Annotated in this window: 18 protein-coding genes; 3 read left to right on the plus strand and 15 right to left on the minus strand. The window is 40.2% G+C overall.

What is annotated here, in order from left to right; translation table 11 throughout:
- Positions 1-58: 58 nt before the first annotated feature.
- The 4 genes from kaiC to AC6RV6_RS24740 form a co-directional block, all read right to left on the minus strand.
- Positions 59-1,624, minus strand: coding sequence for a circadian clock protein KaiC (gene kaiC / locus AC6RV6_RS24725; protein WP_500243552.1), 1,566 nt, complete (start codon positions 1,622-1,624; stop codon positions 59-61).
- A gap of 94 nt (positions 1,625-1,718) precedes the next feature.
- Positions 1,719-2,021: a circadian clock protein KaiB gene (gene kaiB / locus AC6RV6_RS24730; protein ID WP_204103544.1), complete on the minus strand. Its 303-nt coding sequence runs from the start codon at positions 2,019-2,021 to the stop codon at positions 1,719-1,721.
- Between the two features lie 66 nt (positions 2,022-2,087).
- A complete protein-coding gene (locus AC6RV6_RS24735) occupies positions 2,088-3,056 on the minus strand; it encodes a circadian clock protein KaiA (RefSeq protein ID WP_500243553.1) in 969 nt (322 codons plus the stop codon).
- Positions 3,057-3,380: 324 nt separating this feature from the next.
- Positions 3,381-3,506 (minus strand): hypothetical protein, encoded by a 126-nt coding sequence (locus AC6RV6_RS24740; RefSeq protein WP_500243554.1) that lies wholly within the window; start codon positions 3,504-3,506, stop codon positions 3,381-3,383.
- 47 nt (positions 3,507-3,553) lie between these two features.
- Here AC6RV6_RS24740 and AC6RV6_RS24745 point away from each other — a divergent pair, with 47 nt between their 5' ends.
- Positions 3,554-6,655, plus strand: coding sequence for an ATP-binding response regulator (locus AC6RV6_RS24745; RefSeq protein ID WP_500243555.1), 3,102 nt, complete (start codon positions 3,554-3,556; stop codon positions 6,653-6,655).
- A gap of 118 nt (positions 6,656-6,773) precedes the next feature.
- On the opposite strand, the gene guaD is transcribed toward AC6RV6_RS24745, so the two are convergent.
- From guaD to AC6RV6_RS24795, 10 genes are all read right to left on the minus strand, one after another.
- On the minus strand, positions 6,774-8,108 hold the full coding sequence (gene guaD / locus AC6RV6_RS24750; protein ID WP_500243556.1) for a guanine deaminase: 1,335 nt from the start codon (positions 8,106-8,108) through the stop codon (positions 6,774-6,776).
- Between the two features lie 44 nt (positions 8,109-8,152).
- Positions 8,153-9,025, minus strand: a complete 873-nt coding sequence (locus AC6RV6_RS24755; RefSeq protein WP_500243557.1) for a Tab2/Atab2 family RNA-binding protein — start codon at positions 9,023-9,025, stop codon at positions 8,153-8,155.
- A 70-nt stretch (positions 9,026-9,095) separates the two neighbouring features.
- Entirely contained in the window at positions 9,096-11,756 is a 2,661-nt protein-coding gene (locus AC6RV6_RS24760; RefSeq protein ID WP_500243594.1) for a DNA polymerase III subunit alpha, read from the minus strand.
- 10 nt (positions 11,757-11,766) lie between these two features.
- The gene (locus tag AC6RV6_RS24765; RefSeq protein WP_500243558.1) at positions 11,767-12,717 is read right to left on the minus strand and encodes an alpha/beta hydrolase; all 951 of its coding nucleotides are present in this window, start codon (positions 12,715-12,717) and stop codon (positions 11,767-11,769) included.
- Between the two features lie 43 nt (positions 12,718-12,760).
- Positions 12,761-13,615, minus strand: a complete 855-nt coding sequence (locus AC6RV6_RS24770) for a DNA adenine methylase (RefSeq protein WP_500243595.1) — start codon at positions 13,613-13,615, stop codon at positions 12,761-12,763.
- Between the two features lie 25 nt (positions 13,616-13,640).
- Positions 13,641-13,814: a hypothetical protein gene (locus AC6RV6_RS24775; RefSeq protein ID WP_500243559.1), complete on the minus strand. Its 174-nt coding sequence runs from the start codon at positions 13,812-13,814 to the stop codon at positions 13,641-13,643.
- A 13-nt stretch (positions 13,815-13,827) separates the two neighbouring features.
- On the minus strand, positions 13,828-14,742 hold the full coding sequence (locus tag AC6RV6_RS24780; protein WP_500243560.1) for a hypothetical protein: 915 nt from the start codon (positions 14,740-14,742) through the stop codon (positions 13,828-13,830).
- Between the two features lie 110 nt (positions 14,743-14,852).
- Positions 14,853-16,346 (minus strand): Asp-tRNA(Asn)/Glu-tRNA(Gln) amidotransferase subunit GatA, encoded by a 1,494-nt coding sequence (gene gatA / locus AC6RV6_RS24785; RefSeq protein ID WP_500243561.1) that lies wholly within the window; start codon positions 16,344-16,346, stop codon positions 14,853-14,855.
- 130 nt (positions 16,347-16,476) lie between these two features.
- Positions 16,477-17,196 carry a PEP-CTERM sorting domain-containing protein gene (locus AC6RV6_RS24790; RefSeq protein ID WP_500243562.1) on the minus strand — a complete coding sequence of 240 codons (720 nt, stop codon included), beginning with the start codon at positions 17,194-17,196 and terminating at the stop codon, positions 16,477-16,479.
- Between the two features lie 255 nt (positions 17,197-17,451).
- Complete coding sequence (locus AC6RV6_RS24795; protein ID WP_500243563.1) at positions 17,452-20,919, minus strand: hypothetical protein; 3,468 nt, start codon at positions 20,917-20,919, stop codon at positions 17,452-17,454.
- A gap of 980 nt (positions 20,920-21,899) precedes the next feature.
- Between AC6RV6_RS24795 and alr the strand changes: the two genes are divergently transcribed.
- Complete coding sequence (gene alr / locus AC6RV6_RS24800) at positions 21,900-23,087, plus strand: alanine racemase (RefSeq protein WP_500243564.1); 1,188 nt, start codon at positions 21,900-21,902, stop codon at positions 23,085-23,087.
- A gap of 178 nt (positions 23,088-23,265) precedes the next feature.
- Here alr and AC6RV6_RS24805 read toward each other — a convergent pair whose 3' ends face one another.
- Positions 23,266-24,675, minus strand: coding sequence for a DNA methyltransferase (locus AC6RV6_RS24805; protein ID WP_500243565.1), 1,410 nt, complete (start codon positions 24,673-24,675; stop codon positions 23,266-23,268).
- Between the two features lie 71 nt (positions 24,676-24,746).
- On the opposite strand from AC6RV6_RS24805, the gene AC6RV6_RS24810 reads away from it, so the two are divergent.
- Entirely contained in the window at positions 24,747-25,610 is an 864-nt protein-coding gene (locus tag AC6RV6_RS24810; protein WP_500243566.1) for an Rpn family recombination-promoting nuclease/putative transposase, read from the plus strand.
- The last annotated feature ends 99 nt before the right edge of the window (positions 25,611-25,709 follow it).

Here is a 25,709-nt window from a genome sequence, read left to right on the forward strand (position 1 = left end):
TGGGTTGGATGCCCTTTTCTCAACTTAGTTTTACATACTAAGTTCGGTAGACCCAAATTTATGAATCATCAGAAGTTTTTCCTTGTACCCCGCGAATAATACGAGAAAGTTCAGTTTTCTCATCAACGCTAATACGCGTCGGAGAACCACTAATAATTCCCTCATAATTACGAAAAGAGTCCTTAATATCGGGACCTTCCGAACTGATCGTGTATTCGCGAATGCCCTTATCATGCCAAGAACCGCGCATTTTAAAAACATTGATTGCCCGCGACATTTCTCCACGAATTTCTACATATTGTAACATGATGATCGTATCGGTAATCGTGGAAATATGAGACTCGGTAATCGAATTCGATCCCATAAATTGATCCGTTGTATTGGTGAAAAATCCCGTAATTTCTTCCTGTTTGGCGTATCCCGTTACCCCAATTACAAACTGTCGAAACGCATTATTCGTCACACCTCGTGCCATAGCCGAAAGCGAATCGATCGCAATGCGGGCGGGTTTAAACTCTTCAATTTCTGATTTAATCATCTGTAAATGATCTTCTAAACCTGCCGATTCGGGATAAGTACAGAGCAATTTTAGTAACCCTTTTTGCTCCATTTCTTCAAAATTAACTCCCCAAGAATTCGCATTACGGGATAACTGCGCGCGGGACTCTTCATAAGCAAATAAGATGGCACGTTCTCCCTGTCGGCATCCTTCTTGTAAAAATTTACTCACCAATAATGTTTTCCCCGTTCCTGTCGCCCCTGTTGCTAAAATAATTGAATCTTTAAAGAAGCCTCCACCACACATCTCATCCAATGTTTTCACCCCTGAAGAAATCCGAACATTAGAAGAGCGTTGTGTTAATCGCATTGCTCCCAAGGGGAAAATATTAATGCCATTATTGGTAATTGTAAAAGGATATTCTCCTTTCATGTGAGTCGTACCCCGTAATTTTAAAATTTCCATGGTACGCCTTCGCCGTTCTCCTTCAATGACATTGCGTAAAATAATGACATTATCAGAGACAAATTCTTCCACCCCAAAACGCGCTACCGGACCGTATTCATCGATTCGTTCCGTTGTCATAATTGAGGTAACGCCAATTTGTTTGAGCCGCGCTACGAGGCGAAAAATTTCTCGTCGCACGACCGAGGCACCTTCATACTGTTGAAAAACTGCCGTGACCGAATCAATGGAAACCCGTTTTGCTTTGTATTTTTTTATCGCATAATGGATGCGTTCGATTAATGCTGAAAGATCGAAATTTCCTACCACTTCTTGACCTTCAGGATCGGGAGAGGCATCAAGGATGAAAAGTTTGCCGCGATCGACGAGTTCTTGTAACTCCCAGCCAAAACTACAAGCATTCGTAATAATATCTTGCGGTGACTCTTCAAATGTTACAAAAATTCCTGCTTCTCCAAATTGCTTGATCCCGTTGTAGAGAAACTGAGTTGCCAGTAAAGTTTTACCCGTTCCAGATGTTCCGCTTGCCAATGTCGTTCTACCTACAGGCATCCCACCGTGACTGATTTCGTCAAAGCCTTCGATCATGGTCCGAATTTTGCGGACACCTTGCAAAACAGTCTGAGTATTGGGGTTTTCGTTAGAATTTGTTTGATTCATTACCTAATTTTTCCAAAAATAAATTTACTAAATGCAGCTTTAAAGATGTATAAAAAAGAAAAGATTGACAAAAGATTTTTGCATTGAACTGTTTTTAGGCTTCTGAGATTTCCTCATAGAGAAGATCTAAACCAATGAGAACTTTTTCGCGATCGGATAAATCTCCAATAATTTTACGCACGGGAGGAGGTAAAACTTTAGATAATGTTGGGGTAGCTAAAATTTTATCTTCTTCAGCAAGTTGCGGATTTTTAAGAACATCAATAACTTTCAAGGCATAAACACCTTGAAAATCTTGTTCGAGAATTGTTTTTAGGGTTTTTAACGCTCTAGCAGAGTTCGGGGTATTTCCTGCAACATAGAGCTTGAGAACATAGGTTTTTTTCGAGGGACTCATGGGCAGATCGATGAAGAACGAGAGATCGAGAGAGAATAAATTAGCAGTGTAACGTACATTGAGATTTTATTCCCTTGTTGCAAAGACTTCAAAGGGAATATCCTCTCGCGGAATCGATCGCCGATACATTTCGCATAGATGGGCGATAATGTCAATCAAGACGAGGCGATAATCTAGTAAAATTTCTTCGCTGCGCCCCTCGAGTTTTAATTGTTGAGCAAATTCGTCTATGAGTTCCATATGAATTTCTAAAATTTGGGAAACAGAGAGATCGGCAAAAAAGGCACGATTGACAAATTGATCCAAAAGAGGGTTGAGAGGATAGTTGGGAATAAAGTAATTTAAGAATATCTCGCGATAGTCTCCTTTGAGTTCCTGTAATAAGACTTTTTTGTTTTGAGGTGACAAGTTTCGCAAAAAGTCTTGGGAGTTGCGCTTATAATAAATTCCCAAGTAACCGAGGCGTTCTTTGAGCTTTTCTGCCAGACGGCGTTGCTGCAAGAGGAGAAAATTTTGCTTGCCTTGTTCGCTAGTGGGTTCAGAAAGATTGGATGAGGCGGAGAGATTGCTCGTGGGGGCGAGTTTGAGAAAGTTGGCGATCGCGCGATCGATGGCGGTGGGAACTTGGTCGAGATGCGTTCCCAATAACAAAACTTCTCCCGTATGATAGAAATAACTAGCGGCTTCTGGAGCAGTATGGCGAAATATTTGGGGAGACGGATCGACCGTTGAGTTTGTGTTTTGCGAGTTGGTCGGCTCGATAATAACAATAGGGAGCAAAATCCCGCGATCGTAGAGGCGATCGAGTACGGCTAACTCGGAGGCAATATTTTGTAGGATCAAACAATCAATACGCTCCTTATCGCGTTCGACCAAAGCGAGAAAATCGTCTTGGGTGTCACATTGTTCGTAGAAGTAGCGATCGCTGCTTAATAAATTCTCCAAGGATTGACACAAACCCCGAGTTTTCGCGTAAACACAAATAAACAATTGAGGATTTGAAGGTAGAGAAAGAGGAGATGTCTCGCTTGTCATCAGAAAAATTGAGTCCGAAACCCCGCCCTTTACAGACGGCTTTACGTTAGAATCAAGAAGACGCGATAACCTCACAAGAAAGGTGAAACTCCCATTAGAGGGACGCTTTAGTTCAAGAGCAATTGCCCGACATGACGATGCGATCCTAGCGAATCGTATAACTCATCGGAGATGCTACGCGAACTCCAAGGAAAACCGAATCAAGAAAGATACTCGGTTCTTTTACTGTTGTAGACCTAATCTTAAAATAATATAAAACTTCGTTAAAATGATGAAAAGATTTAAAATGGTGAAAATTTTCTGCAATTTTGGCGATCGCAAACGTTATTGAGTCAGACTAAGAAATGTAATTAATTGTGTTCTTCTGCCAGAAAAGCCGGCTGGGGAAGCAATAATACAATTGGGACTCCTTCTGGGATCGAGAACGCGAAATCCCCAAGTTTTACCCATTTCCCGCCCTCAACACCGCTCGCGCCCCCTTCGCGACGTTGCAACCCATGCCCAGTTTATCTCGCACCTTGCAACAATTTATTCGTTCCGTGCCGGTTTGCGAGCAGACCGCTAGCTTGAACGCGCTCAGGCAAATCTTTAAAGACAACAAAACTGAGATTGTTATTGTTCTCGGGGATCGAGACTATCCCCTCGGAGTCATTCGCTTATCTTGTCTGCTCGCCCATGAAAGTCTTGTTCAAGAAGGCTATCTTCCGGCCAAGGGAGACATTTTTCTTAAAACCAGAAAAGTAGAAGCTACGAGCATGGTGGCAAGTTCTCCTCAACCCACCTCATGGGAACAGTGGCGACAGTCTCTTCTCCCTCTCATCCTTCCCGAAGAAAAGAAAATCAACAATTCGGGACAGAAGCATTTTCCGGCTCTCCTCGAACCGATTACCGTTCTCCCGGCTTCCTTGCACATTGAGGAAGCGCGATCGCACCTTCAAGAAGAAGGATTGGGAGGAGACCGACAATATTGCGCTCTCGTGGATGAAGCAGGGAAGTTTCAAGGAATTCTGGATGTTTGGCAACTTTTAAACGCCGTGTTGCCCGAACCCTCGACCCTCGACTCCCAAACCCTAGAATCTCTCCTCAATCTATTAGAACAATTGCCCATCCCGTTAATGTTGCAAGGAGAACGAGGGCAAGTCATTCAACAAAACTCGACTTGGCAGAAACAAATCGGTGCGGGCATGGTAGGAGTAAGCGATCTTACCCCCAAAGAATTAGAGCAACTTTCTCAAAATGAGGATGGAGAGCCTCGAGAAATTTTGCGGCAAACCTTTCCTCAAAACTTGAAACTCGGCTTAAATCAAGAGATCGTTCTCGATCGCTGGTGTAATTTTATTGCAGAACGCAAGGACGAGGAAGAAGATAGCGATCCCAATTTTGAAGGCGATCGGGAGGATTCCCTCACAAATGCAAAAAGAGCCAATCGTGTCTGGCAATTTGTCAAGCTTCCTTTAAAAGTGAGGAGAATTTCCAACCCTCAAACCTTAAATCCCAACCCTCTCACTTCTCTCTGGCTCGTTCTCGCCACGGATGTGACTGAACAGCGACAACTGTGCAAGGAACTCACGGCAAAAAATGCCGATCTCGTCCAACTCAATCGCCTCAAAGATGAGTTTTTAGCCTGCATCTCTCACGAATTAAAAACTCCACTCACAGCAGTATTGGGTTTATCTAGTTTGCTTAAAGATAACAAGCTTGGAGATCTCAACAAGCGTCAGTCTCGCTACGCTCAATTAATTTATCAAAGCGGGCAGCAACTGATGAGCGTTGTTAATGATATTCTCGACTTGACGCGCATTGAAACGGGACAGTTAAAACTCAATCCCGAACCCGTAAAATTAAAAGAAGTCTGCGAACGTGCTTATCAACAGGCCCGACAACAATTGTTTGCCGCTCGAGGGAAAGACTCGCCCATCGTTCCTCACATTGAATTTTCTCTGACGATCGCGCCGGAATTAGAGGCGATCGTAGCTGACGAACTGCGCTTGCGCCAAATGCTCGTTCACCTATTGGAAAATGCCCTCAAATTTACCCCCAGTGGCGGAAAAATTGGCTTGCAAATCGATCGCTGGCAAGGATGGATCGATTTTACAGTCTGGGATACAGGGATCGGAATTCCTGAATCCGCCCAACATCTCATCTTTCAAAAATTTCAGCAGTTAGAAAGTCCCCTCACACGTCAATTTGAAGGAACGGGGTTGGGATTGGTACTCACTCAACGCCTCGCTCGCGCTCACGGTGGAGATATTTCCTTTACATCCAAGGTAGGGCGGGGCAGTAAATTTACCTTACTTTTGCCACCTGCCCCACCCGAACAGGAAGCGCGACGCGAGCGGGAAAAATCGACCCCAGAACCCAATCGCCTCATTTTGATCGTAGAAGCAGTTCCCCAATATATCGAACGGTTAACCGGACAATTGCAAAAGTTGGGCTATCGAGCGATCGTTGCTCGCTCTGGAACCGAAGCCCTCGAACAAACGCGGCAAATTCAACCTCGGGCGATTTTTCTCAATCCTCTTTTGCCGTTACTGTCGGGTTGGGATGTGCTGACTTTACTCAAGGCTGATGAAAAAACCAAGAATATTCCCGTCATTATCACCGCTACGCGAGCGGAAAAACGTCAGGCACAACAAAATGAAGCGGATGGTTTCCTCAGTTTACCCGTCCACCCTAAAGACTTACAAGACAGTTTATCGCAATTGAAAACTGAATCTCCGCCAACGCGGAAAAATCTCACAATTTTACACTTACACGCCGGGCCTTTTCTAGAGGACGACAATTCGGCATCTGTTGCAGAATGGGGAGGAATAGCGGGCAATTCCACAACACAAATTTTTCGCGATCGCGTTTTAACCTTAAACTATCGGATTTTGGAAGCGAACGATCTCGAGCAAGCAGAAATTTTAGCGAAGGTTTGGAAACCCGATGTTTTGTTACTGAATGGTTGCAACATCGAGGATTCTGATGGATATTTGCAGGAGATCGGCGAGATCGAACCTCTGGCTCGCTTGCCTTTAGTTTCTTTAGATGCTGCCATTACCGAATCTGCCAATAAAATTACGGGATTATCGGTTTTTCCTTGTTTAATTCCGATTACCGAGCAAAGTATCGTCGCATTGTTGCAGGTCATTCAAGTTGCTGCAGGAGTCAGTCATCAAGCGAATATTCTCATTATTGAAGCGGGAAATGAACGATGTCAGTCCAGCAAATATTTAGAAGAAATACTAGAGACTCAACCTCATGCAGGGATTGATTTTGCTCATGCTTTAACACAATATTTGCAAACAGCAGGATTGCGAAGTTTGCTCGCCAAATCTTGGGCTGAAGTGTACAGTCAAATTCGCCATTACAGTGTCGATCTATTAATTGTCAATTTGGGAGAGATTGGCGATTTAGAATGTTGGTTGGATGGATTGAAAAAATTAGCCGATCTGAGCGATCGCCCGCCGATTTTAGTTCTCGAACACGATTCTCTCGCAAGTACGGGCAATCGGGAGTTAGATGAATTATTAGATCGCTTGGCGACTAAAACAATTGTCGATGATGCTCAACTGATGCCGGAGCTTTTAACACAAATCAATCAAATGTTGATTTAGTTATTGGTTATTGGTCATTGGTTGTTTGTTATTTGTTGTTATTGATTAGTATGCTTAGTTAACAAGACCATGCTTTCTAATTTTCAGAAGTTGAATTTATTGCACGATCGCATTAATTTCAATCAGAATTTTTCCTAACAAACCGATCGCCCAAAATATAAGTCTCTACAATAGCCCGATCGCCTCCCAACATGATCAAGGAAAAAGCGCGATCGCCGATTTCTTCTAAAGTCTGAGGAAACTTCCCTGCATTTCGTAAAGCCATTAAAGGAGTTGCTTGTAAGTTTGCCACAATAAAATCGGCTTCTTTTCCAGTGTCAAAATTGCCGATTCTATTTTCTAAATTGAGAGATTTTGCTCCTCCTAAGGTGGCTAAAAATAGTGCTTGAAAAGAAGATAATTTTTGTCCTTGTAATTGAGAAATTTTATAACCTTCATTGGCGGTTTGCAGAAGCGAAAAACTTGTTCCCGCACCCACATCTGTCCCTAGCCCAACTTTAATAGGAGTTTCTCGAGACTTTGCTTGCTGAAGTTTAAAGAGTCCACTACCGAGGAATAGATTAGAAGTCGGACAAAAAGAAATTGCAGAATTCGCCTCCGATAAGCGTTTAAACTCTTCTGGAGATAGTTGTACCCCGTGGGCAAAAATCGAGCGATCGCCAACTAAACCAGCGCGATCGTAGACATCTAAATAATTCTGACAATGAGGAAATAATTCTTCGATCCATTCAACTTCCTTGACATTTTCCGAAAGATGTGTGTGAAGATAAACATCGGGAAATTCTTCTAGTAATTTGCCTGCAAGCTGTAATTGTTCTTCTGTGGAAGTTGCAGCAAAACGAGGGGTGATAGCATAGAGTAAACGCTCATGTTTATGCCATTTTTGAATTAGTTTTTTTGTTTCTTCGTAGGACGATTTCGCCGTATCTTTGAGATATGCTGGGGCATTGCGATCCATCATGACTTTTCCGGCAATCATTCTCAGATTGCGATCGCGTGCCGCTTCAAAAAATGCGTCAACAGATTCGGGAAAGATTGTGGTAAAAACTAAAGCCGTTGTCGTACCATTTTTTAGTAATTCATCTAAGAAGAAATCAGCAATTTTCTGAGCATAAGCTTTTTCTTTGAATTTTCGTTCTGTCGGAAAAGTATATTTATTTAACCATTCTAACAATTGTTCCCCATAAGCAGAAATCATTTCTGTTTGTGGGAAGTGAACGTGAGTGTCGATAAAACCGGGAAGAATTAAGCGATCGCGATAATGAGTGACAGGAAGATTAGGATATCGCGAGCCAATATCTGCATGATTTCCCAATTCTTGAATGATGCCATTCTCTGTTACCAATAAGCCATCGGGAAAGTAACGGACGCTTTCTGGTTCGGAGGCATAAAAAGGATCGTCTATAAAGTCAAGAAATGCACCACGAAAGCCTTTCGTTGAAGATGCTGCCATTGATTTAAAAGAATTAAAGTAAGGTCAGAAAATATTGCATTGGCTTAGTCTTCTTTTAAGAGCCAAAATCCTGTAAATGATTCTGATTCGGGATTCGATTGAATTGCCAGAAAATGAACATTATTTGCTTTTTGCTTGGCGGATTCAAACCCTTTTGCTTCTGCTAAGGTTTTTTCATCTTTAATATCGGCTAAAATCCAACTATCGCTAGCTCCTGTTTCCAAACGCAAGCGCGGAAATTGTCCTGTTTCAAGCTGTAAAAAGCCTAATTCTAGCCCCGACATCCAAGCTGCTAAAGGAGTCGCACGAGGAGAAAAGATAATTAAACCCGGTATTTTCATTTCTGAGGTCACTTCCATCATTTCTAGAGGAAATGCTTCGCTAAAGCCAATATCCCAATCTTTCATTTCTGTAAAGGCTTCCGCTTCTAAAGACACAAATGCCCAGCGATCCGTGCGATCGCCTTTGACGGCATCGGGAAGCGGGACAGCATTTAAAAGGGGATACTTTATCGAGGCTGCTTTAGCAGATTCTTCATCGTATCCTTCTTGAATGGGATAAAAATTGGCTAAGCGATCGGCAATCCATTGATTGAGCGCATAAGTGCGGCGACTGGGAATAGCGGGAATATCTGCATCTTCACAGGCTTTCAGGATCATGTTATTCATGGCACGACGAAAAAAGCGAATGCGATTGGGAGAGTGAGGTGCTTTTGCAATCGCTTCTTCGATCGCTTCTCGCAACCAAATTGAATTCACGCTTTTATTGTTAGTAAATTTTGAGAACTTAAACAAGGAATTTGGCGATCGCGTCATATCGAGAGGACTTTCGCAGATCAGCACTTCCCAGAGTTTTTTCTTATTTTCATCAAAAACCGGACGCGAGTAAAAATCGAGTTCCCAAATTGTCGTTCCCATGCCTGTTTGTGTTGTTTTAAATCGCTTTCTTTATCATAGAGTTTTCGGTGCGCGATCGCTCAATAAATTTTCAAACTCGACTCAAAATCGGTTTTTGAACGAATGGAGAAGATAAGTTTTCTTGTTTTAATTCGAGTCCTTTCTCGAAAATTATATCAATGGGAAGCATTTTTCCGTCTTCCGTCATAAATTTATGATCTTTTGTTGCACGGATCGTAGATCCATCTTCTAATTCGTATTCAAACACCTCTTGCTGTCCGCGATCGTGCCATTGAAGAATCGGTTGAGTGTAGATAAAACCATTGCGATCGCAGCTATACACATTACATTTTATTTGTTCTTCAACAATTTTTCCAATCTGCATTGCACCATACTCTACCGTTAAAATTTGCGTATCGTAACTGAGGCAATATTCGGCAAACTTAACCATCTGATCGAAAAGATGATTGGCAACATTTTGTTTAACACCATTTTTAGTTGCCCCATCAATAAATTTAGTGCGATGTTTCTTCATTTCTGAGGTTTTCTTTTTCCCCATTGCCCTTCTCAGTAAATCTGCTTCTCCTAATGAGTATCCTGCTAAATCTTGAGCAATTTTCATAATTTGTTCCTGATAAACCATAATCCCATAAGTTTCTTTCAGGATGGGTTGCAGGATAGGATGATCGTATTTCACATCTTCACGACCATGTTTGCGCTCGATGTACATAGGAATCAAGCCTGCATCTAACGGTCCCGGACGATAAAGGGCAAGAATTGAAGAAATATCTTCTAATTCTGAGGGTTTTAAATCTTTAACAATTTGGCGCATTCCATCAGATTCTAACTGAAATATTCCTTCTAAGTTCCCTGCTTTAAATAATTTATAAGTCGTATCGATATCGCCCGGTAATTTATTTAACTTTCCTTTCTCTTTTATTTCTAATGCTCGTCTTTCATCTAAGGGCAACTGATCTAAATCCAGATCGACTTGTTGATTTTCTTTAACTAAATCGGCGGCTTTTTGTAGAATCGTCAGATTTTTGAGTCCTAAAAAGTCCATTTTTAAGAGTCCCATTGATTCTACATCTTCCATTGAATATTGAACGATAGTCGAGCCTTCATTATTACGCTGTAAGGGAATTGCTTCGTCTAAAGGTTGAGAAGAAATGACAACCCCTGCGGCATGAACGCCAAAAGTTTTGTTGGTTCCTTCAATTCGCATAGCCATATCGATCCAGCGTTTAACTTGGGGATCGCTTTCGTATTTTGCCTTAAATTCATTACAAGGGGTATCACTAGAAACCATCACTTTTAATTTAGTGGGTTTGCCTCGAGAAACGGGAATTAATTTGGCCATGCGATCGGCATCGGAAAGCGGGATATCTAATACTCTTGCTACATCTCGCAATACCGCTTTTGAGGTCATGCGGTTAAATGTAATGATTTGAGCAACGTTATTTTTACCGTATTTTTCGGTGACATATTCAATCACTTTTTCTCGTTTATCAATACAAAAATCCGTATCAATATCGGGCATTGATTTTCGTTCGGGATTCAAGAAACGCTCGAATAAAAGTCCGTGACGTACTGGGTCAATATTGGTAATTTTTAGAGAATAAGCAACTAAAGAACCCGCTGCAGAACCGCGTCCGGGACCGACAGGAATATGATTATCCCGTGCAAATTTGATATAGTCCCATACCACTAAAAAATAAGTCGAAAAACCCATTTTTTGCATCATTTTGAGTTCTCGTTCCAATCGATCTTTGTAGGTGGTATTAACTTCAGCACGAGAACGACATTTGAGGCGATCTAAGAGGCCGTCCCATGTGACTTGTTCGAGGTAAGTATCAGCAGTATGACCGGAGGGAATGGGATAGTCGGGAATGCGAGGTTCGCCTAAAATTTTATAAGGTTGCACTTTTTCAGCAACTTCAAGCGTATTCGCGATCGCTTCTTCAATAATTTCATCAGAGAGGTGATCGCGAAACAATAATCTCATCTCTTCTGCTGATTTGAGATATTCGGTACCGCTATAACGCAAGCGTTTATCTTCTTCAATAAGTTTCTGTGTTTGAATGCACAATAAAGCATCGTGTGCCTCGACATCATTACAGGAAATAAAATGAGAGTCATTCGTCGCAATAATTTTAATATTTAATTCGCGGGCAATTTTAACAATTTCGATATTAACAATTCGATCTTCTGCCGAACCGTGATCTTGAATTTCTAAATAGTAATCATCCCCAAATAAATTTTTATACCATTGAGCAACTTCTCGGGCTTTTTTTAATTCGTTTTTGAGAATACACTGAGGAACTTCTCCACCTAAACAGGCACTGGTCACAATTAAATCTTCATGATATTGTTCTAGAATTTCTTTGTTGATGCAAGGACGATCAAAAAGTCCTTTCTTTGGCATTCCTTCTAGATGGGAAATAGTGGTCAGTTTGGTCAGATTTTTATAGCCTTGCGTATTTTTAGCAAGGACAACTTGATGATAGCGCTTGTTTCTTTTTTTAGAGGTAATATCGCCATTAATGACATACATTTCATTGCCAATAATAGGTTTAATACCTTTACTTCGGCAAGTTTTTAAGAGTTGAATTGCACCGTACATGACCCCATGATCTGTTAATGCGATCGCGGGCATTTTCAATTCTACAGCGCGATCGATTAAGGCAGGTAATTGAGATGCGCCATCAAGAAGACTATAATCGCTATGAATATGTAAACCGACAAACATGATTTTTGATTAGTTATTGGTTGTTTGTAATGGATAATTCTTCTGTTGCTTGTCCTCGCATTTTTTGCAGAAATTCTTCAAGTTTACAATAATAGGCTTCTCCTCCAATCTCTACCATATGGTCGTGATCGCCTTCTGCAACGATATAAAGGTCTTTAAGGGGTGTTTTAGCAGTTTTGTAGAGGGTATGACTCATCCATTCTGGAACGCGGCGATCGCGATCGCCATGAATGAATAAAATTGGCATTTGTAAAGCAGCAATTTTATTCATAGAATCAAAATAATGCGTCAATAACCAGTCAACGGGAAAGATCGTAAAAATCTTATCGTAATCGATCATATCTCGCATCGAAGTAAAAGATCCTTGAATAATTAAGGCAGCAAGATTGGGATTTTTAGTCGCCAGTTCGATCGCGATCGCACCTCCGAGTGAATGTCCATAGACAATTACTTCCTGCGAGGAAATATTTTTATGTTTGGCTAAATAGTCTAAAGCAATCTCTGCATCTTCATACACTTGAGATTCAGTGGGAAATTGACCTTTACTATTGCCATAACCTCGATAGTCAACAATAAAAACAGATAACCCCAAACGATGAAATACTTCAGCTTGTTTTAAATTTGCACCAATATTAAAGGAATTACCATGAAAAAACAAGACTGTTCTTCGATCGCAGTTTTCCTGATTATCGACAGATTTAGGAATCCACCACCCATGTATTTTCCCTTGGTTGTCTGTGAACTCTTTTTCTCGTTTGCTTACCCGATCGCCAGATATCTTGCTATTATCTTTTCGCACGGTAAGCCAAACTTCTTCATAGTTTAAATCGAAATCGCGAGGTGTTTTTTTGAGTTGTGAAGATGGCAAAAAGATAAAACGATTTTGCCATTTCAATAAGGCAAGACAAATGAAAACGTAAATAACGCCAACGCCAGCAACAGGAAATAAAAAATTAAGCAACATTGGATAATTAGACCCGATCAAAACAAGGACAATCGAAAAAGTGTCACATTTTCAAGTTCAAACTTAACTGCATGGGTTCAGTATTATCTCTTTTTACTTCATAGTTCGCGATCATCAACTCTCGACCTTTCCCCGCAGTTTTCTGTTTGTAGTTATTCATCCCATATTGTAGCTCCCATTCATAGATATGGGCAAATTTAAAGTTTTCGCGAATTTCTGGGGAGTCATCGTAGGTAATGAGCCATTGGTGAGGACAGTCTTTTAACAAATTTGCAAACCGTTGATGATCGAAAGAGGTATGCAAGTTTCCTCGTTTTCCATAAAGTCTCGAATTTGTTGCCTTTAAATAGGGAGGATCTAAAAAAACAAAGACATTTTTACCGGGTTCTTTTAGCACTTCGCTATAGTCTAAATTTGTAACTTTCGTACTCCTTAAAATTGCTTGTAAAGGTTTTAATCTTTCTATCGATGAATAAGTAAAGCGATCCTGAAAGGATTCTTTAGAAAATCCACCTGATTCAATTGTCCCAGAAAAACTAATTCGATTTAAGATAAAGAATCGAATGGCTCTTTCATCACTTGTTAAATCTTCTGTATTAATTGTTGCTAACTCTTGAAATAGAGCTTTTCCATCTATATAAATATCTTTCACAAAATTTGATTCTTCTATTAGTATTTCTGGATCGAATTTTAGCGTTTGCCAGAAATAATATAATTCTGTATTTAAATCGTTAATCCAAAATTTTGATTTTGGGAATTTTTGTTTCAAGTAAATAAAGACAGAACCTCCTCCAATAAAAGGTTCTCTATATTCGGAAAAAGAAGGCGGCATATACTGAACAATTTTTTGTATTGCTTTAGATTTGCCTCCCGGATAGCGTAGAGGACTTTTTATCAATTTCTGCATAATTTTTATAAACTAACTAATCTTGAGACTTTAATTCTACCAAAAACTCATTGACTTTTGCTTCGTTAAATAATTCAGTAACAAATATTTTAATTGATTTCTTTGCTTCATGAATTTTCAGCCAATCATCTAGTCGATCTAGATGATTTGAATTTATTATTTCTTTTATATATGGAGAAGTTAATTTCAAAATAGGTTTTGCTTTAACTTCTTCTTGTTCTATACATAGAAACAGAACTTAAATTGCTATAAAGAATCATTTTTAATAATCCATCTTTAATATCTCCCTTTGAAGGAATTAAACTGGATTTTGTATGTTTTGATTCTATTAATTTGAGTGTTTTATCTTCTAAAGAAACTTCGTCAACAGTAAAAAAATATTTTCCTCCTAAATAATTGCTGATTGTAATTGGTGATTTTGTTAAAGAATCTAATCGTTCTCCAATATGAACTGTTGCAATTTCACTTGATTGTGCCTGTTTTGCTCTTTCCCTAGAAGATTTCATGAAATTTTCTAAGTTATTCGTCAAATCTCGCTGAAACCGTTTAAGTCCAGCATCTGAATGAAATTCAACTCCTGTTTCTGCATTTATCTTGGTATACCCTTGTATTTGGTAGTCAACCACTTGAGAAAATGTTTCACGAATTTCTTTTAAATTCCAATGTAATGCTGAACTTTGATAATTGGACAATTCGCGTATTTTTGTATTTACAGACTCTTGGTTAAATTTTAAATTTGTTACTTTATTTTTATAACTCATATTTTTCGTTGCACTATCATAATAAGAAAAAATAATAGGAACTTCTAACAAACTCATTAAGGAAATCGTATCCCATTGAAGAAAATCACGATCTCCATCAATACCTTCATCTTTAATAACAGGAATTACAGTTGCTCTTTTATTTTTTTTAATCGTATCGTAAACTCTGGCATATGGATAAGAACGAGTTCTTTTAGGAGATACCCACTTACTTATTGCAATTTCGTTTACATCATCTCGAATAATACAGCTTGATGGTGCATTATTAATATTAAAACTATTAAACTCTAATGTTCTTATTTTTTGTGTAGTCATTACCTGATATTGAATACCTTCAATCATTCCTGTGATTTCCATAAGACTATTAGAGTGATTTAGATGATCTAAAACAAAACAACTGCAACATGAGTGGTGATCACACTATTTTACTTGTGAAACCAAGACAAACAAAATAGAGGATGATAACTCTATTTTTTCTTTTTGTTTTGCGTTTTTTTCTCGATTTTCAAAGGCGGTTTGTTTAAATGCCAATCTGTTGATTGTTCGTAAGCATAGGCAACTTGTAATAACAAATCTTCTCGCAAGACTTTACCAATTAACTGCATTCCTACAGGTAAACCTTGTTCGTCAAAGCCGCAAGGAATGCTTAAAGCGGGTAATCCTGCTAAGTTAACGGGAATGGTCATGAGATCGGACAAATACATGCTTAAAGGATCGTCTGTTTTTTCTCCTGCTTTAAAAGCGGTCGTGGGAGAAGTTGGACAAACTAAAATATCAACTTTTTCAAAAGCCGAATCAAAATCTTGTTTAATCAGCGTGCGAACCTTTTGTGCTTTGAGATAATAAGCATCGTAATAGCCTGCAGAAAGAGCATAGGTTCCTAACATGATGCGGCGTTTTACTTCCGTACCAAATCCTTTAGCGCGGGTCTTTTTATACATATCGAGGAGATTCTCGGCATCTTCGGCGCGAATGCCGTATTTTACTGCATCGTAACGCGCGAGGTTAGCAGAGGCTTCTGAAGGCGCAATAATGTAATAAGCGGGCAAACCGTATTCAAATCGAGGACAAGAAATGACCTGAATTTCTGCCCCTAAAACTTGCAATTGTTCGATCGCGGTTTTCACGCGACTTTCGACCACGGAATCTAAACCACTGCCAAAAGTTTCTTTAATTACGCCAATTCTCAAACGAGTTCTCGGGCGAAAATTCGGGCGCAATAGTTGGGCATAATTGGGAATATCTACTTTTAAACTGGTGGAATCTTTGGCATCGTGTCCCGCGATCGCTCCCAATAAAATTGCTGCATCCTCGACACAGCGACCAAAAGGACCGATCTGATCCAAAGATGACGCATAAGCAACCAAACCAAAGCGAGAAACCAGTCCGTAGGTGGGTTTCATCCCCACGACACCGCATAACGAAGCGGGTTGGCGAATGGAGCCTCCTGTATCGGACCCTAAGGCTACGGTGCATTCTCCTGCGGCTACGGCTGCCGCCGATCCTCCGGAAGATCCTCCCGGAACGCGATCGATATCCCAAGGGTTACAGGTTCTGCCATAGCCGGAATTTTCCGTGGAACTCCCCATCGCAAACTCATCGAGGTTGGTTTTCCCGACTAAAATTGCCCCGGCATCTTGCAGTTTTTGGGTGACGGTGGACTCGTAAGGGGGGACAAAATTTTCTAGAATTCGCGACGCGCAGGTGGTGGGAATCCCGCGCACGCACATATTATCTTTAATACCAATGGGAATTCCTGCTAATAAACCGATCGCTTCCCCGGCTGCAATTTTATCATCGACGGCTTTTGCTTGTTCTAGAGCGCGATCGCTCATCACGTGCAGAAAACTGTGAAGTTGGGGTTCGAGATTTTGAATTCGATCTAATGCCTCAGTCGCAATCTCGACGGCAGAGCGTTCTTTACGGATTAATTGTTTGTGCAGTTCGCGGATCGATGCCATGCGGAGTAATCTTGTAGGAAGGAATCATTTTACAGTTTACAGGTTCGGGGAGGTTTTCAGCCTCGATCGCAACAACAAAGGGGGTGTCGATATCGACACCCCCTGCAAATGTTTTCAATTCTATTGTGAACTAGGCTGCATCTTTGCGACGGCGCAGACCCATTGCCCCGGCTACTGCACCCAATAAAGCTAAGGTAACCCCGGGTTCAGGAACGTCAATCTTAGCATTTTTGATAACGATCGCCGCATCATTAAAATCGAAATCGTCTCCTTTGAAAGTATCTTCCCAACCGAGATACACCCAGTTATATCCACCATGTTGGAGTTCGTAAGCAACAATGTGCTGTGTATCATCGGGATTTGAGAGACCAGCACCAAAGATATTAGTCTTGTTAGGGATGGGCTTACTGACCAGTTTAAAATCTAAGATATCTCCTAAGTCATTACCGAGGATGTCGCCTTCACCCAAGTCAACTTCTCGCACACCAGTGGTTTTAACTGGATAATCATCAACGCGGTCTCCCCCAAACAAATCCTGTGTTGCACCATCATTAATCGTATAAGTTAAGGTGTTGTCAAATAATGCTCTCGCTTGTGCATAAGGATCGACATCCACTAAGAATACTTCTACATTATCTTCAAGCGCGACAATGTCACCGGTAAGCATAAACGACTCATAATTAGGTAATGCTTGACGCTCAGGTGTAGCTAACAAGTAGTTATCAACCAGAAAATCGTAAAAAGCAGGGTCGCTGGATTTGAGATTACTTGCCTCGGCTGCACCTCCGATGAAGGCAGTCGCGATCGCAGCAGTTGTGGCAACAAGACTTGTCAAAAATTTAGCTTTCATTGCTTTCCTCTTCCTCGATGTTGTAGTCTTTTAATCTTTTGTTCTGGCAATATTCGAGCAAATGCTTTTGTCCTACTCTTGACAGAGGTTATATTTCTTTAACTTAAGAATGCTTTAGATTGCCTACTTAATACATCTAAGCCAATTGGCTGAATTTTGTCTATACTTTTCAGGGAACTTTATCAACTCTTTACAGAAAACATTATTCTCTCAATAGAGAATTCACATTGTTACGTTAAGTTACTAAATTTTGCCTCAAACAATGAGAAACGCTCTCTCAAAACTATTGCTGGTATTTCCGGCGCGATCGTAAGCACGCGATCGCAGACGGTAGGATCCAGATCCCAATCTCAAACTACCCAAACTAAAGCTGTAATTGAATCCCAGCCATTGTCGCGTCCAATCCCATGTGGGTTGAATAAAGTTGGTAATCTCATTCAGAGGGGTGATGCTCCCATTCACATCAATAATTTCTAAGTCAATGCGAGAGAGGTCATCTCTCCCGTCGAGATCGGCGACCCAGCCATTATTGAGGGTAAGGGTATCGGTCTTGCTGTAGCTCGTGAGATCTAAGCTAAAGCGTAGATTAGTTGGGGCGGTATTGGTGACGGGTGCGGTTAAAGTGAAAGCACGCTCGAAGGTATTGCTGGTAGAGCCAGTGCGATCGCGGGCAACTCCTACAAGGGTATAGGTATCACTTTCGAGGCCGTCTAAGACAATACTATGGTTAAAGCTGCCCCATTTCGGACTCCAAGAGGCGGCATTAATACCTACGGCATCGGCCATTTCAATGATGCTGCCATTGGCTTTGCGGAGATGAAATTCAATTTTGCTCACATCTTCGATACCATCGAGATCGGCAATCCAACCATTGCGAAGATTGAGAGTTTCTCCCACGGTGTAACTATTCTTGTTGAGGCTAAATGTTAAGTTACTGGGGGCAGTATTGAGGGGAGCAACTTGGAAAGCGCGTTCAAAGGTATTACTCGCATTGTTGCTGCTGTCGTAAGCGATCGCGGCGATCGAATAAGTCCCGTCGCTTAAATTGTAATTGCTCAAATTTAAACTTTGCGTAAAGCTCGCCCAATTTACATCCCAAGTGGCGGGGGTTAAATTGGAGATACTGCCCAAGTCTGCGATCGCGCCTCCTGTTTCTGTTAAGAGTTTAAGTTCAATGCGCGTAATATCGATCGCGCCATCTTTATCTTCTACCCAACCATTAGTAATATTGAGAGATTCATTGGGTAAATAAGTCGTTTTGTCAAGAGAAAAACGCAAAGATTCTGGGGAATTTCCTTGGGGGACGACGAGAGTAAAGTTTTGTTGGTAAGGATTGCTTTCATTTCCGGCTTTATCGTGGGCGATCGCTTCAAGGGTATAATTTCCAGCAGTTAAATTGAATGCTTCTAAATCTAAGTTGTAGTTGAAGGAAAAACTAGAAGCATGGGTGGGATCGACAAAGAAATTGGTGACATCATTAACATCAATCATTGTGCCGTTTTCTTGTCGGAGTTGGAAATCAATGCGATCGAGATCGGTTATCCCGTTATATTCTTCTAAATGTCCGAAATCAAGCGTTAAAGTTTCGCTAGAAGAATATTCGGATTTAGATAAAGCAAAACCTAAGTTAATTGGAGCTAAATTAACAATTTCAAAGAATTGCGATCGCATGTCTGAACTATTTCCTGCTTTATCATAAGCAATTCCTTGCAATTCCAAATGATATTGAGGTTGAGGAGAGAGTCCTAGACTGCTTAAATTCAGCGCATAATTAAACGTTAAATTACTACCATAAGGTAAAAGCGGATCGACTTCAAATTGCGTCACATCGGCGACATCAATCGTGGTTCCATCCAGATGATTGTAAACCACAAAATCTATTTTTTCGAGGTCATTAATCCCGTCATATTCTATAACGTTACCGTATTCTATATGTAATGTGTCGCTTTGTAAGAAAAAAGAACCGGGAATTGGGGTGTTATCCTGATTTTTAATATGACGATCTTGAATTCTAAAATCAACAATATCGGGAGTTAGATTAACAATCTCGAAATATTGCGATCGCATGTCTGAACTATTTCCTGCTTTATCATAAGCAATTGCTTGCAATTCCAAATGATATTGAGGTTGAGGAGAGAGTCCTAGACTGCTTAAATTCAGCGCATAATTAAACGTTAAATTACTACCATAAGGTAAAAGCGGATCGACTTCAAATTGCGTCACATCGGCGACATCAATCGTGGTTCCATCCAGATGATTGTAAACCACAAAATCTATTTTTTCGAGGTCATTAATCCCGTCATATTCTATAACGTTACCGTATTCTATATGTAATGTGTCGCTTTGTAAGAAAAAAGAACCGGGAATTGGGGTGTTATCCTGATTTTTAATATGACGATCTTGAATTCTAAAATCAACAATATCGGGAGTTAGATTAACAATCTCGAAATATTGCGATCGCATGTCTGAACTATTTCCTGCTTTATCATAAGCAATTGCTTGCAATTCCAAATGATATTGAGGTTGAGGAGAGAGTCCTAGACTGCTTAAATTCAGCGCATAATTAAACGTTAAATTACTACCATAAGGTAAAAGCGGATCGACTTCAAATTGCGTCACATCGGCGACATCAATCGTGGTTCCATCCAGATGATTGTAAACCACAAAATCTATTTTTTCGAGGTCATTAATCCCGTCATATTCTATAACGTTACCGTATTCTATATGTAATGTGTCGCTTTGTAAGAAAAAAGAACCGGGAATTGGGGTGTTATCCTGATTTTTAATATGACGATCTTGAATTCTAAAATCAACAATATCGGGAGTTAGATTAACAATCTCGAAATATTGCGATCGCATGTCTGAACTATTTCCTGCTTTATCATAAGCAATTGCTTGCAATTCCAAATGATATTGAGGTTGAGGAGAGAGTCCTAGACTGCTTAAATTCAGCGCATAATTAAACGTTAAATTACTACCATAAGGTAAAAGCGGATCGACTTCAAATTGCGTCACATCGGCGACATCAATCGTGGTTCCATCCAGATGATTGTAAACCACAAAATCTATTTTTTCGAGGTCATTAATCCCGTCATATTCTGTGACACGACCATAGTCTATATGTAATGTATCGCTTTGTAAGAAAGAAGAACCGGAAATTGGGGCATTATCTTGATTTTGAGTATGACGATCTTGAAGAACAAAATCAAAAGAATCTGGTGCAGTATTAATAATCCGAAAACTCAGTTCGGCATAAGTATGACTATTTAATCCCGATCGATCGTAAGCAGTTGCAAATAAACGCAAATAATGACCCTGTGTTAAGTTGAGAGTGCTGAAATCTAATTCATAATTAAAAGAACCTGTCGTACTATCAACCTGTTGAAAAATTGTAGCATCTGCAATATCGAGATAAGAACCATTTTGCAAGCGAATTTTAAAATCAATCCCTGCTAAATCTGCAAACCCATCGGGATCGGTAGCTTCTCCGCTAACACTGACAATTTCATTTTCTCGATAGTCTATTTGTATTGTTGGAAAAGAGAGCGATCGCAGATGAGGTCGCGTATTAGGAGGAGGAGGAAGGGGATCGGAAGAAGAAGCTGTACCATTTTGAGAGGTGTCGTTTGCAACTAAGGGATCGAGAAGTCCCGCATCAGAAATGAATGAAAGTTGCGGATCAATATTTAATCCCGTGTCAATGTTAGAAAGGTTAGCTGGCATTATCTTTCCTTGCTCCGATGCTGGCGACCGATCGATTCAGTTACACGATCGCACTATATTTCTTAGATTAACTCACAGTCTCGCAAGTGTCATGGGTAGAAAGTCTCCGATCGCATCACTCCACTTCCTTACTCTGTATCAATGCAATCGCCAAGACCCAATCACAGCAATAAAAAAGGCAGACACTCAAGTGCTGCCCCGAAAAGATCTCCATACTGCTATCTTGTATTGGCACATTAGCCATTTTTATAATACCATCTTTATTCAAATATGGAAAGCCCTAAATGCAAATTTCCTCACAAATTTTGGAAAGACTCTGGATAACAGCACTGAGATAGAAAACTTTACGGAATAACTCAAATCTGGTGCCGAAAGTTGTATATCTATCGGCGTAACCAATAAGGTATAAAACAACAAAAGTGTTGCCATTGCAGCATTTGCGCTCAGCTTCTATAATCTCCCTGCTCCTTTAACAGATCTAAGCAACGTATTATTCGGACTATCTGTTTCTAAGCTCTTTAAGAAGATTCTTATTTTTGACCTCTTGTCACACTTCTAGATCCCTCCTCCTCTAAGAACGATCGTTCCAAACTTCACTCTTTTCTCGATCCGAAATCGGGAAGTTATGGATCTACAACAGCGAGAATTGAGCGATCGCTACGTAGAATAAGGCGATCGCGGATCTGTTGAGTTCCCTCGATAACTGACAAAATTTTGAGAGAAAGAGGGGCAGGATAAAATTAAACTTTGTTACTGTGACAACAAGGGCGATCGCACCCATTCTCGATTTTGTTCTGAAAACTGGGATGAGGGCAGCGTATTATCGCAGTCAATCGTATCGACAGAGAAATTGTCGTGAGTTTAACCTCCAACCAATTTTAGTAGAATAAATGGAATTTAGCGGGTTGAGTTAATGGCAAACCGCAATCGTTAGATATTAACCGCTAACTCTCTCTCGAATTGGTGTTAAGGAGTGAATAATGGTACTGAGTTACGAAAATCTGAAATTTCTCAATATTTCCCACACAGAATATCAACGAGCTTGGCTCGAGATCGATCTGGGAGCATTGAGACATAATGTGGGAGAAATTAAGCAAATGTTGCGTTCGCAAAGCGTGGCTTCAGAGATATCACCTTCTCAATTAATGGCGGTAGTTAAAGCCGATGCTTACGGTCATGGGGCCGTTACAGTGGCAAAAACGGCTTTAGAAGCAGGGGCAAAATGGTGTGCGGTGGCGACCTCCCCAGAAGGGATCGAACTGCGAAAAGCAGGTATTAACGCACCTATTTTAATTTTAGGGGCAATCAACGATCCAGCAGAAATTGCAGCCGTTGTTGATTATCGCTTGCAACCCACTCTCTGCACTCCCCGACAAGCACTTATTTTTTCCGAAACGTTGGCACGCTTAGAGGAAACTCTCCCAGTGCATCTCAATATCGACACGGGAATGTCCCGTTTGGGGACTCCTTGGACGGAAGCGGTGGAATTTGCTCAATTCGTGCAACAATTGCCCCAACTCCAACTCGCAAGCGTCTATTCTCATTTTGCCACTGCTGACGACCCCGATCGCACTTTCATGGATGTACAACACCAACGCTATCAAGAAGCGATCGCACAGTTAAAACAACAGGATATTATTCCTCCTCTCCTTCATATTGCCAACTCTGCGGCAACGTTGAGCGATCGCACCCTGCATTACGATATCGCACGGGTGGGATTAGCGCTCTACGGTTTATACCCTTCCCCTCATTTGCAAGATATCCTTGCTCTCAAACCCGTGCTACAAGTGAAAGCACGAGTGACGCAGGTGAAAACGATTTCTCCGCATACCGGAGTCAGCTATGGACATCGTTATGTTAGCGATCGCGAAACTCAGATAGCTATCGTTGCGATCGGTTATGCGGATGGGGTGCCGCGTTTACTAAGTAATAACATGGAAGTCTTATTACGAGGACAACGAGTCTCACAAATTGGCTCGATTACAATGGATCAATTAATGTTGGATATTAGCTGTTTTCCCGATATGCAACCCGGAGAAGTGGTGACACTCATTGGTAAAGATGGCAATGAAGCCATTTTTGCAGAAGAATGGAGCGATCGCATCGGGACGATTTCTTGGGAAATTCTTTGCGGGTTTAAACGTCGTTTGCCTCGGGTTTATTGTTAGTTGAACGATTGCGATCGTGTTTTCTTTGCTTAGGATGAGAGGATGCGATCGCACAGGGGGTTTAAAATGATTGCAATTTCAATTGTTTGATGAATTGAAACTCATAGAAACAGTTTATTCCCATCAATTGGAATCGATCGCATCTGCACGAGAAACCCAAAAAATTACCAACGTAACTTCATCTAGCTAACTTTCTCCAAATATAAACACTTTTACGGATTTCTTCTCGACCATGTATTCCCATTTGTTGAGAACTATTTCCTTTTCCTCGAGGTAAAACCCAAATTTTTTCAATTTCTAATCCCGCATCTTTAGCAAAATTAGAAAGAATCAGATCGACAGGGATATGAATTCCTTGATAGCGTACGTTATCATTAACCATGACAAAAGGAGCATTCGGTTTCAGAATTCTAGAGGCTTCAAAAATCATCATTGCCATTTCCTTAAAATAATTTTTGACCATTCGTGGAATACCATTATTATTAAGTTCTTTCTCTTCTCGACATTGTTCTAGATAATCAATAATAAGATTGAGAAGTGTATGAGATTTCCATGATAAAACTGCACGTTCATATCTCATATTTTTATTGTTTAAATTATCTTTTTCTCGATTTTCTACCGTACAACTTAACATTGCTTGTCGTAAACTTTTTATTTCTTCTTCTCCGACTCCTAATAAATTGAGTTCGAGAGCATAGGTTCTTGTATAATCATAGCGATTGCAATAAGGAGGAGAGGTTATTAAACTATCAAAAGAAGAATCTTCAAGTGTAGGTAATATATTCAAACAAGAACCTTTCAGAAGTTCTAGTTTTCCGGGCTTATGCTGCTCGATCGAGGTTTGTGGCAACAAAAATCCCCCAAGGATATCGCTGCAAATCTCTTCAATTTTGCGATCGATCGCTTCTGTAAAATCTAAAATTTTGCCTTTATCAAATTTATTTTTCCCAGCATTTCGTCTCGATCGCCAATCCCAACGCAAGTATTGCCCATCTTTACGAGTATAACTAATAGATTCTAAAATACAAAGTAGAACAAATTTGAGAACGCGACTTAAATCGCGATCGCTTAACTTTTCAATTTCATACAAATAACGTTCTAGAGCTAGTTTTGTTTCTGAAGGGAAAGCATTTTGGGTAATTCTCAAATAATTAAACTCAATGCGATCGCCAGACTGTTTCCAAATGCGACTATTTTTAAAATCTCGTAATTTTTGGGCAATTTCTTCTCGGTTGGATGTTCGTAGAAATTGGCGAACTTCAATCATTTCTGCACTACTGGGTAAAAGCTCAATTCCCACGCTATCAATACCGCGATCGCTAGCAGTAAATAAGGTCGTTCCCGAGCCAGCAAAGGGATCGAGAACTCGACCCGATTGAATTCCTGTATTTTCAAAGATATACTGAACTAAAGCCCTAGAAAACCCTTCTCTATATTTACACCAACGAGCTTCATTTTCGTGCTTATTCCCTTGAAAGCTGACTAATGCTCTATCTAAATCTGGATTGACGACTAAGCGATCGCTATATTTTTCCTGTAGTTTGCGATCGGCTTGTTTTAGCTTAGATTTTACGCTTTCAGATGACATTATAGCGATCGTCTCTCCAACTGTGAGATTATGTTAGAATAAAATTATACATCAAACAAGAACAGATTATTATGATTTTTATTAACCCTAAAACCGACTTTGCTTTTAAAAAGATTTTTGGTTCGGAACAGAGCAAAGATATTTTAATCAGCTTTCTCAATGGTATTCTCTACAGAGGTCAACCCACCATTGAAGATTTAGAAATTCTCAATCCTTATCAAGTACCGAGAATCCGAGGTGTTAAGGATACTTATTTGGATGTTAAAGCAAGGATTACAGGCAATAAAACCGTCATTATTGAAATGCAGGTGTTAAATGTCGAGGGATTTGAGAAACGAATTCTCTATAATGCAGCGAAAGCCTATTCGATTCAACTCGATACAGGAGAAAGTTACAACTTATTGAATCCGGTAATTGCATTAACAATTACAGATTTTGAAATGTTTCCGCAGTTAGAGCAGGTCATTTCGCGTTTTATTCTCAAGGAAAGAGATTACTTAGTTGATTATCTGATTTACGATTTTGAGTTGGTCTTTGTAGAGTTACCGAAATTTAATAAGCAATTGGAACAGTTAGAAAATTTGACAGAAAAGTGGATTTATTTTCTTAAAAATGCGAGAAAATTACAGGATATCCCAACCAATATGGGGGAAGTTCCTGAAATCTCAAGAGCATTTGAAATTGCTAATCAAGCCAATCTAAACCGAGATGAATTAGAAGATTTAGAGAAACGAGAAATATTTATTCACGATCAAAGAAATGCTATTAAAAAAGCCTTAAATCAAGGAATGAAACAAGGAATACAGCAAGGAGAACAACAAAAAGCACTTGAAATTGCTAAGGAATTATTGGATGTGTTGGACGAGGAAACGATTAGCCAGAAAACGGGATTGAGTCTTGAAGAAGTGCGGCAATTGAAACGAGAAGAGGAATGAGAGCAATTCATGTTGTATTCTCTTTTGGTATTTTTGAGTGATTGGTGTTATAATCAGAAAAATATCTTGGATTTATTTTAATTATTTGAAGTTTCAGAA

It is taken from the genome of Spirulina sp. LEGE 11439, from assembly GCF_059821285.1.

Coding starts and splice junctions, on each gene's coding strand:
- kaiC (WP_500243552.1), bottom strand. CDS start 1,624: ATGAATCAAACAAATTCTAACGAAAACCCCAATACTCAGACTGTTTTG.
- kaiB (WP_204103544.1), bottom strand. CDS start 2,021: ATGAGTCCCTCGAAAAAAACCTATGTTCTCAAGCTCTATGTTGCAGGA.
- AC6RV6_RS24735 (WP_500243553.1), bottom strand. CDS start 3,056: ATGACAAGCGAGACATCTCCTCTTTCTCTACCTTCAAATCCTCAATTG.
- AC6RV6_RS24740 (WP_500243554.1), bottom strand. CDS start 3,506: ATGGGTAAAACTTGGGGATTTCGCGTTCTCGATCCCAGAAGGAGTCCC.
- AC6RV6_RS24745 (WP_500243555.1), top strand. CDS start 3,554: ATGCCCAGTTTATCTCGCACCTTGCAACAATTTATTCGTTCCGTGCCG.
- guaD (WP_500243556.1), bottom strand. CDS start 8,108: ATGGCAGCATCTTCAACGAAAGGCTTTCGTGGTGCATTTCTTGACTTT.
- AC6RV6_RS24755 (WP_500243557.1), bottom strand. CDS start 9,025: ATGGGAACGACAATTTGGGAACTCGATTTTTACTCGCGTCCGGTTTTT.
- AC6RV6_RS24765 (WP_500243558.1), bottom strand. CDS start 12,717: ATGTTGCTTAATTTTTTATTTCCTGTTGCTGGCGTTGGCGTTATTTAC.
- AC6RV6_RS24780 (WP_500243560.1), bottom strand. CDS start 14,742: ATGGAAATCACAGGAATGATTGAAGGTATTCAATATCAGGTAATGACT.
- gatA (WP_500243561.1), bottom strand. CDS start 16,346: ATGGCATCGATCCGCGAACTGCACAAACAATTAATCCGTAAAGAACGC.
- AC6RV6_RS24790 (WP_500243562.1), bottom strand. CDS start 17,196: ATGAAAGCTAAATTTTTGACAAGTCTTGTTGCCACAACTGCTGCGATC.
- AC6RV6_RS24795 (WP_500243563.1), bottom strand. CDS start 20,919: ATGCCAGCTAACCTTTCTAACATTGACACGGGATTAAATATTGATCCG.
- alr (WP_500243564.1), top strand. CDS start 21,900: ATGGTACTGAGTTACGAAAATCTGAAATTTCTCAATATTTCCCACACA.
- AC6RV6_RS24805 (WP_500243565.1), bottom strand. CDS start 24,675: ATGTCATCTGAAAGCGTAAAATCTAAGCTAAAACAAGCCGATCGCAAA.
- AC6RV6_RS24810 (WP_500243566.1), top strand. CDS start 24,747: ATGATTTTTATTAACCCTAAAACCGACTTTGCTTTTAAAAAGATTTTT.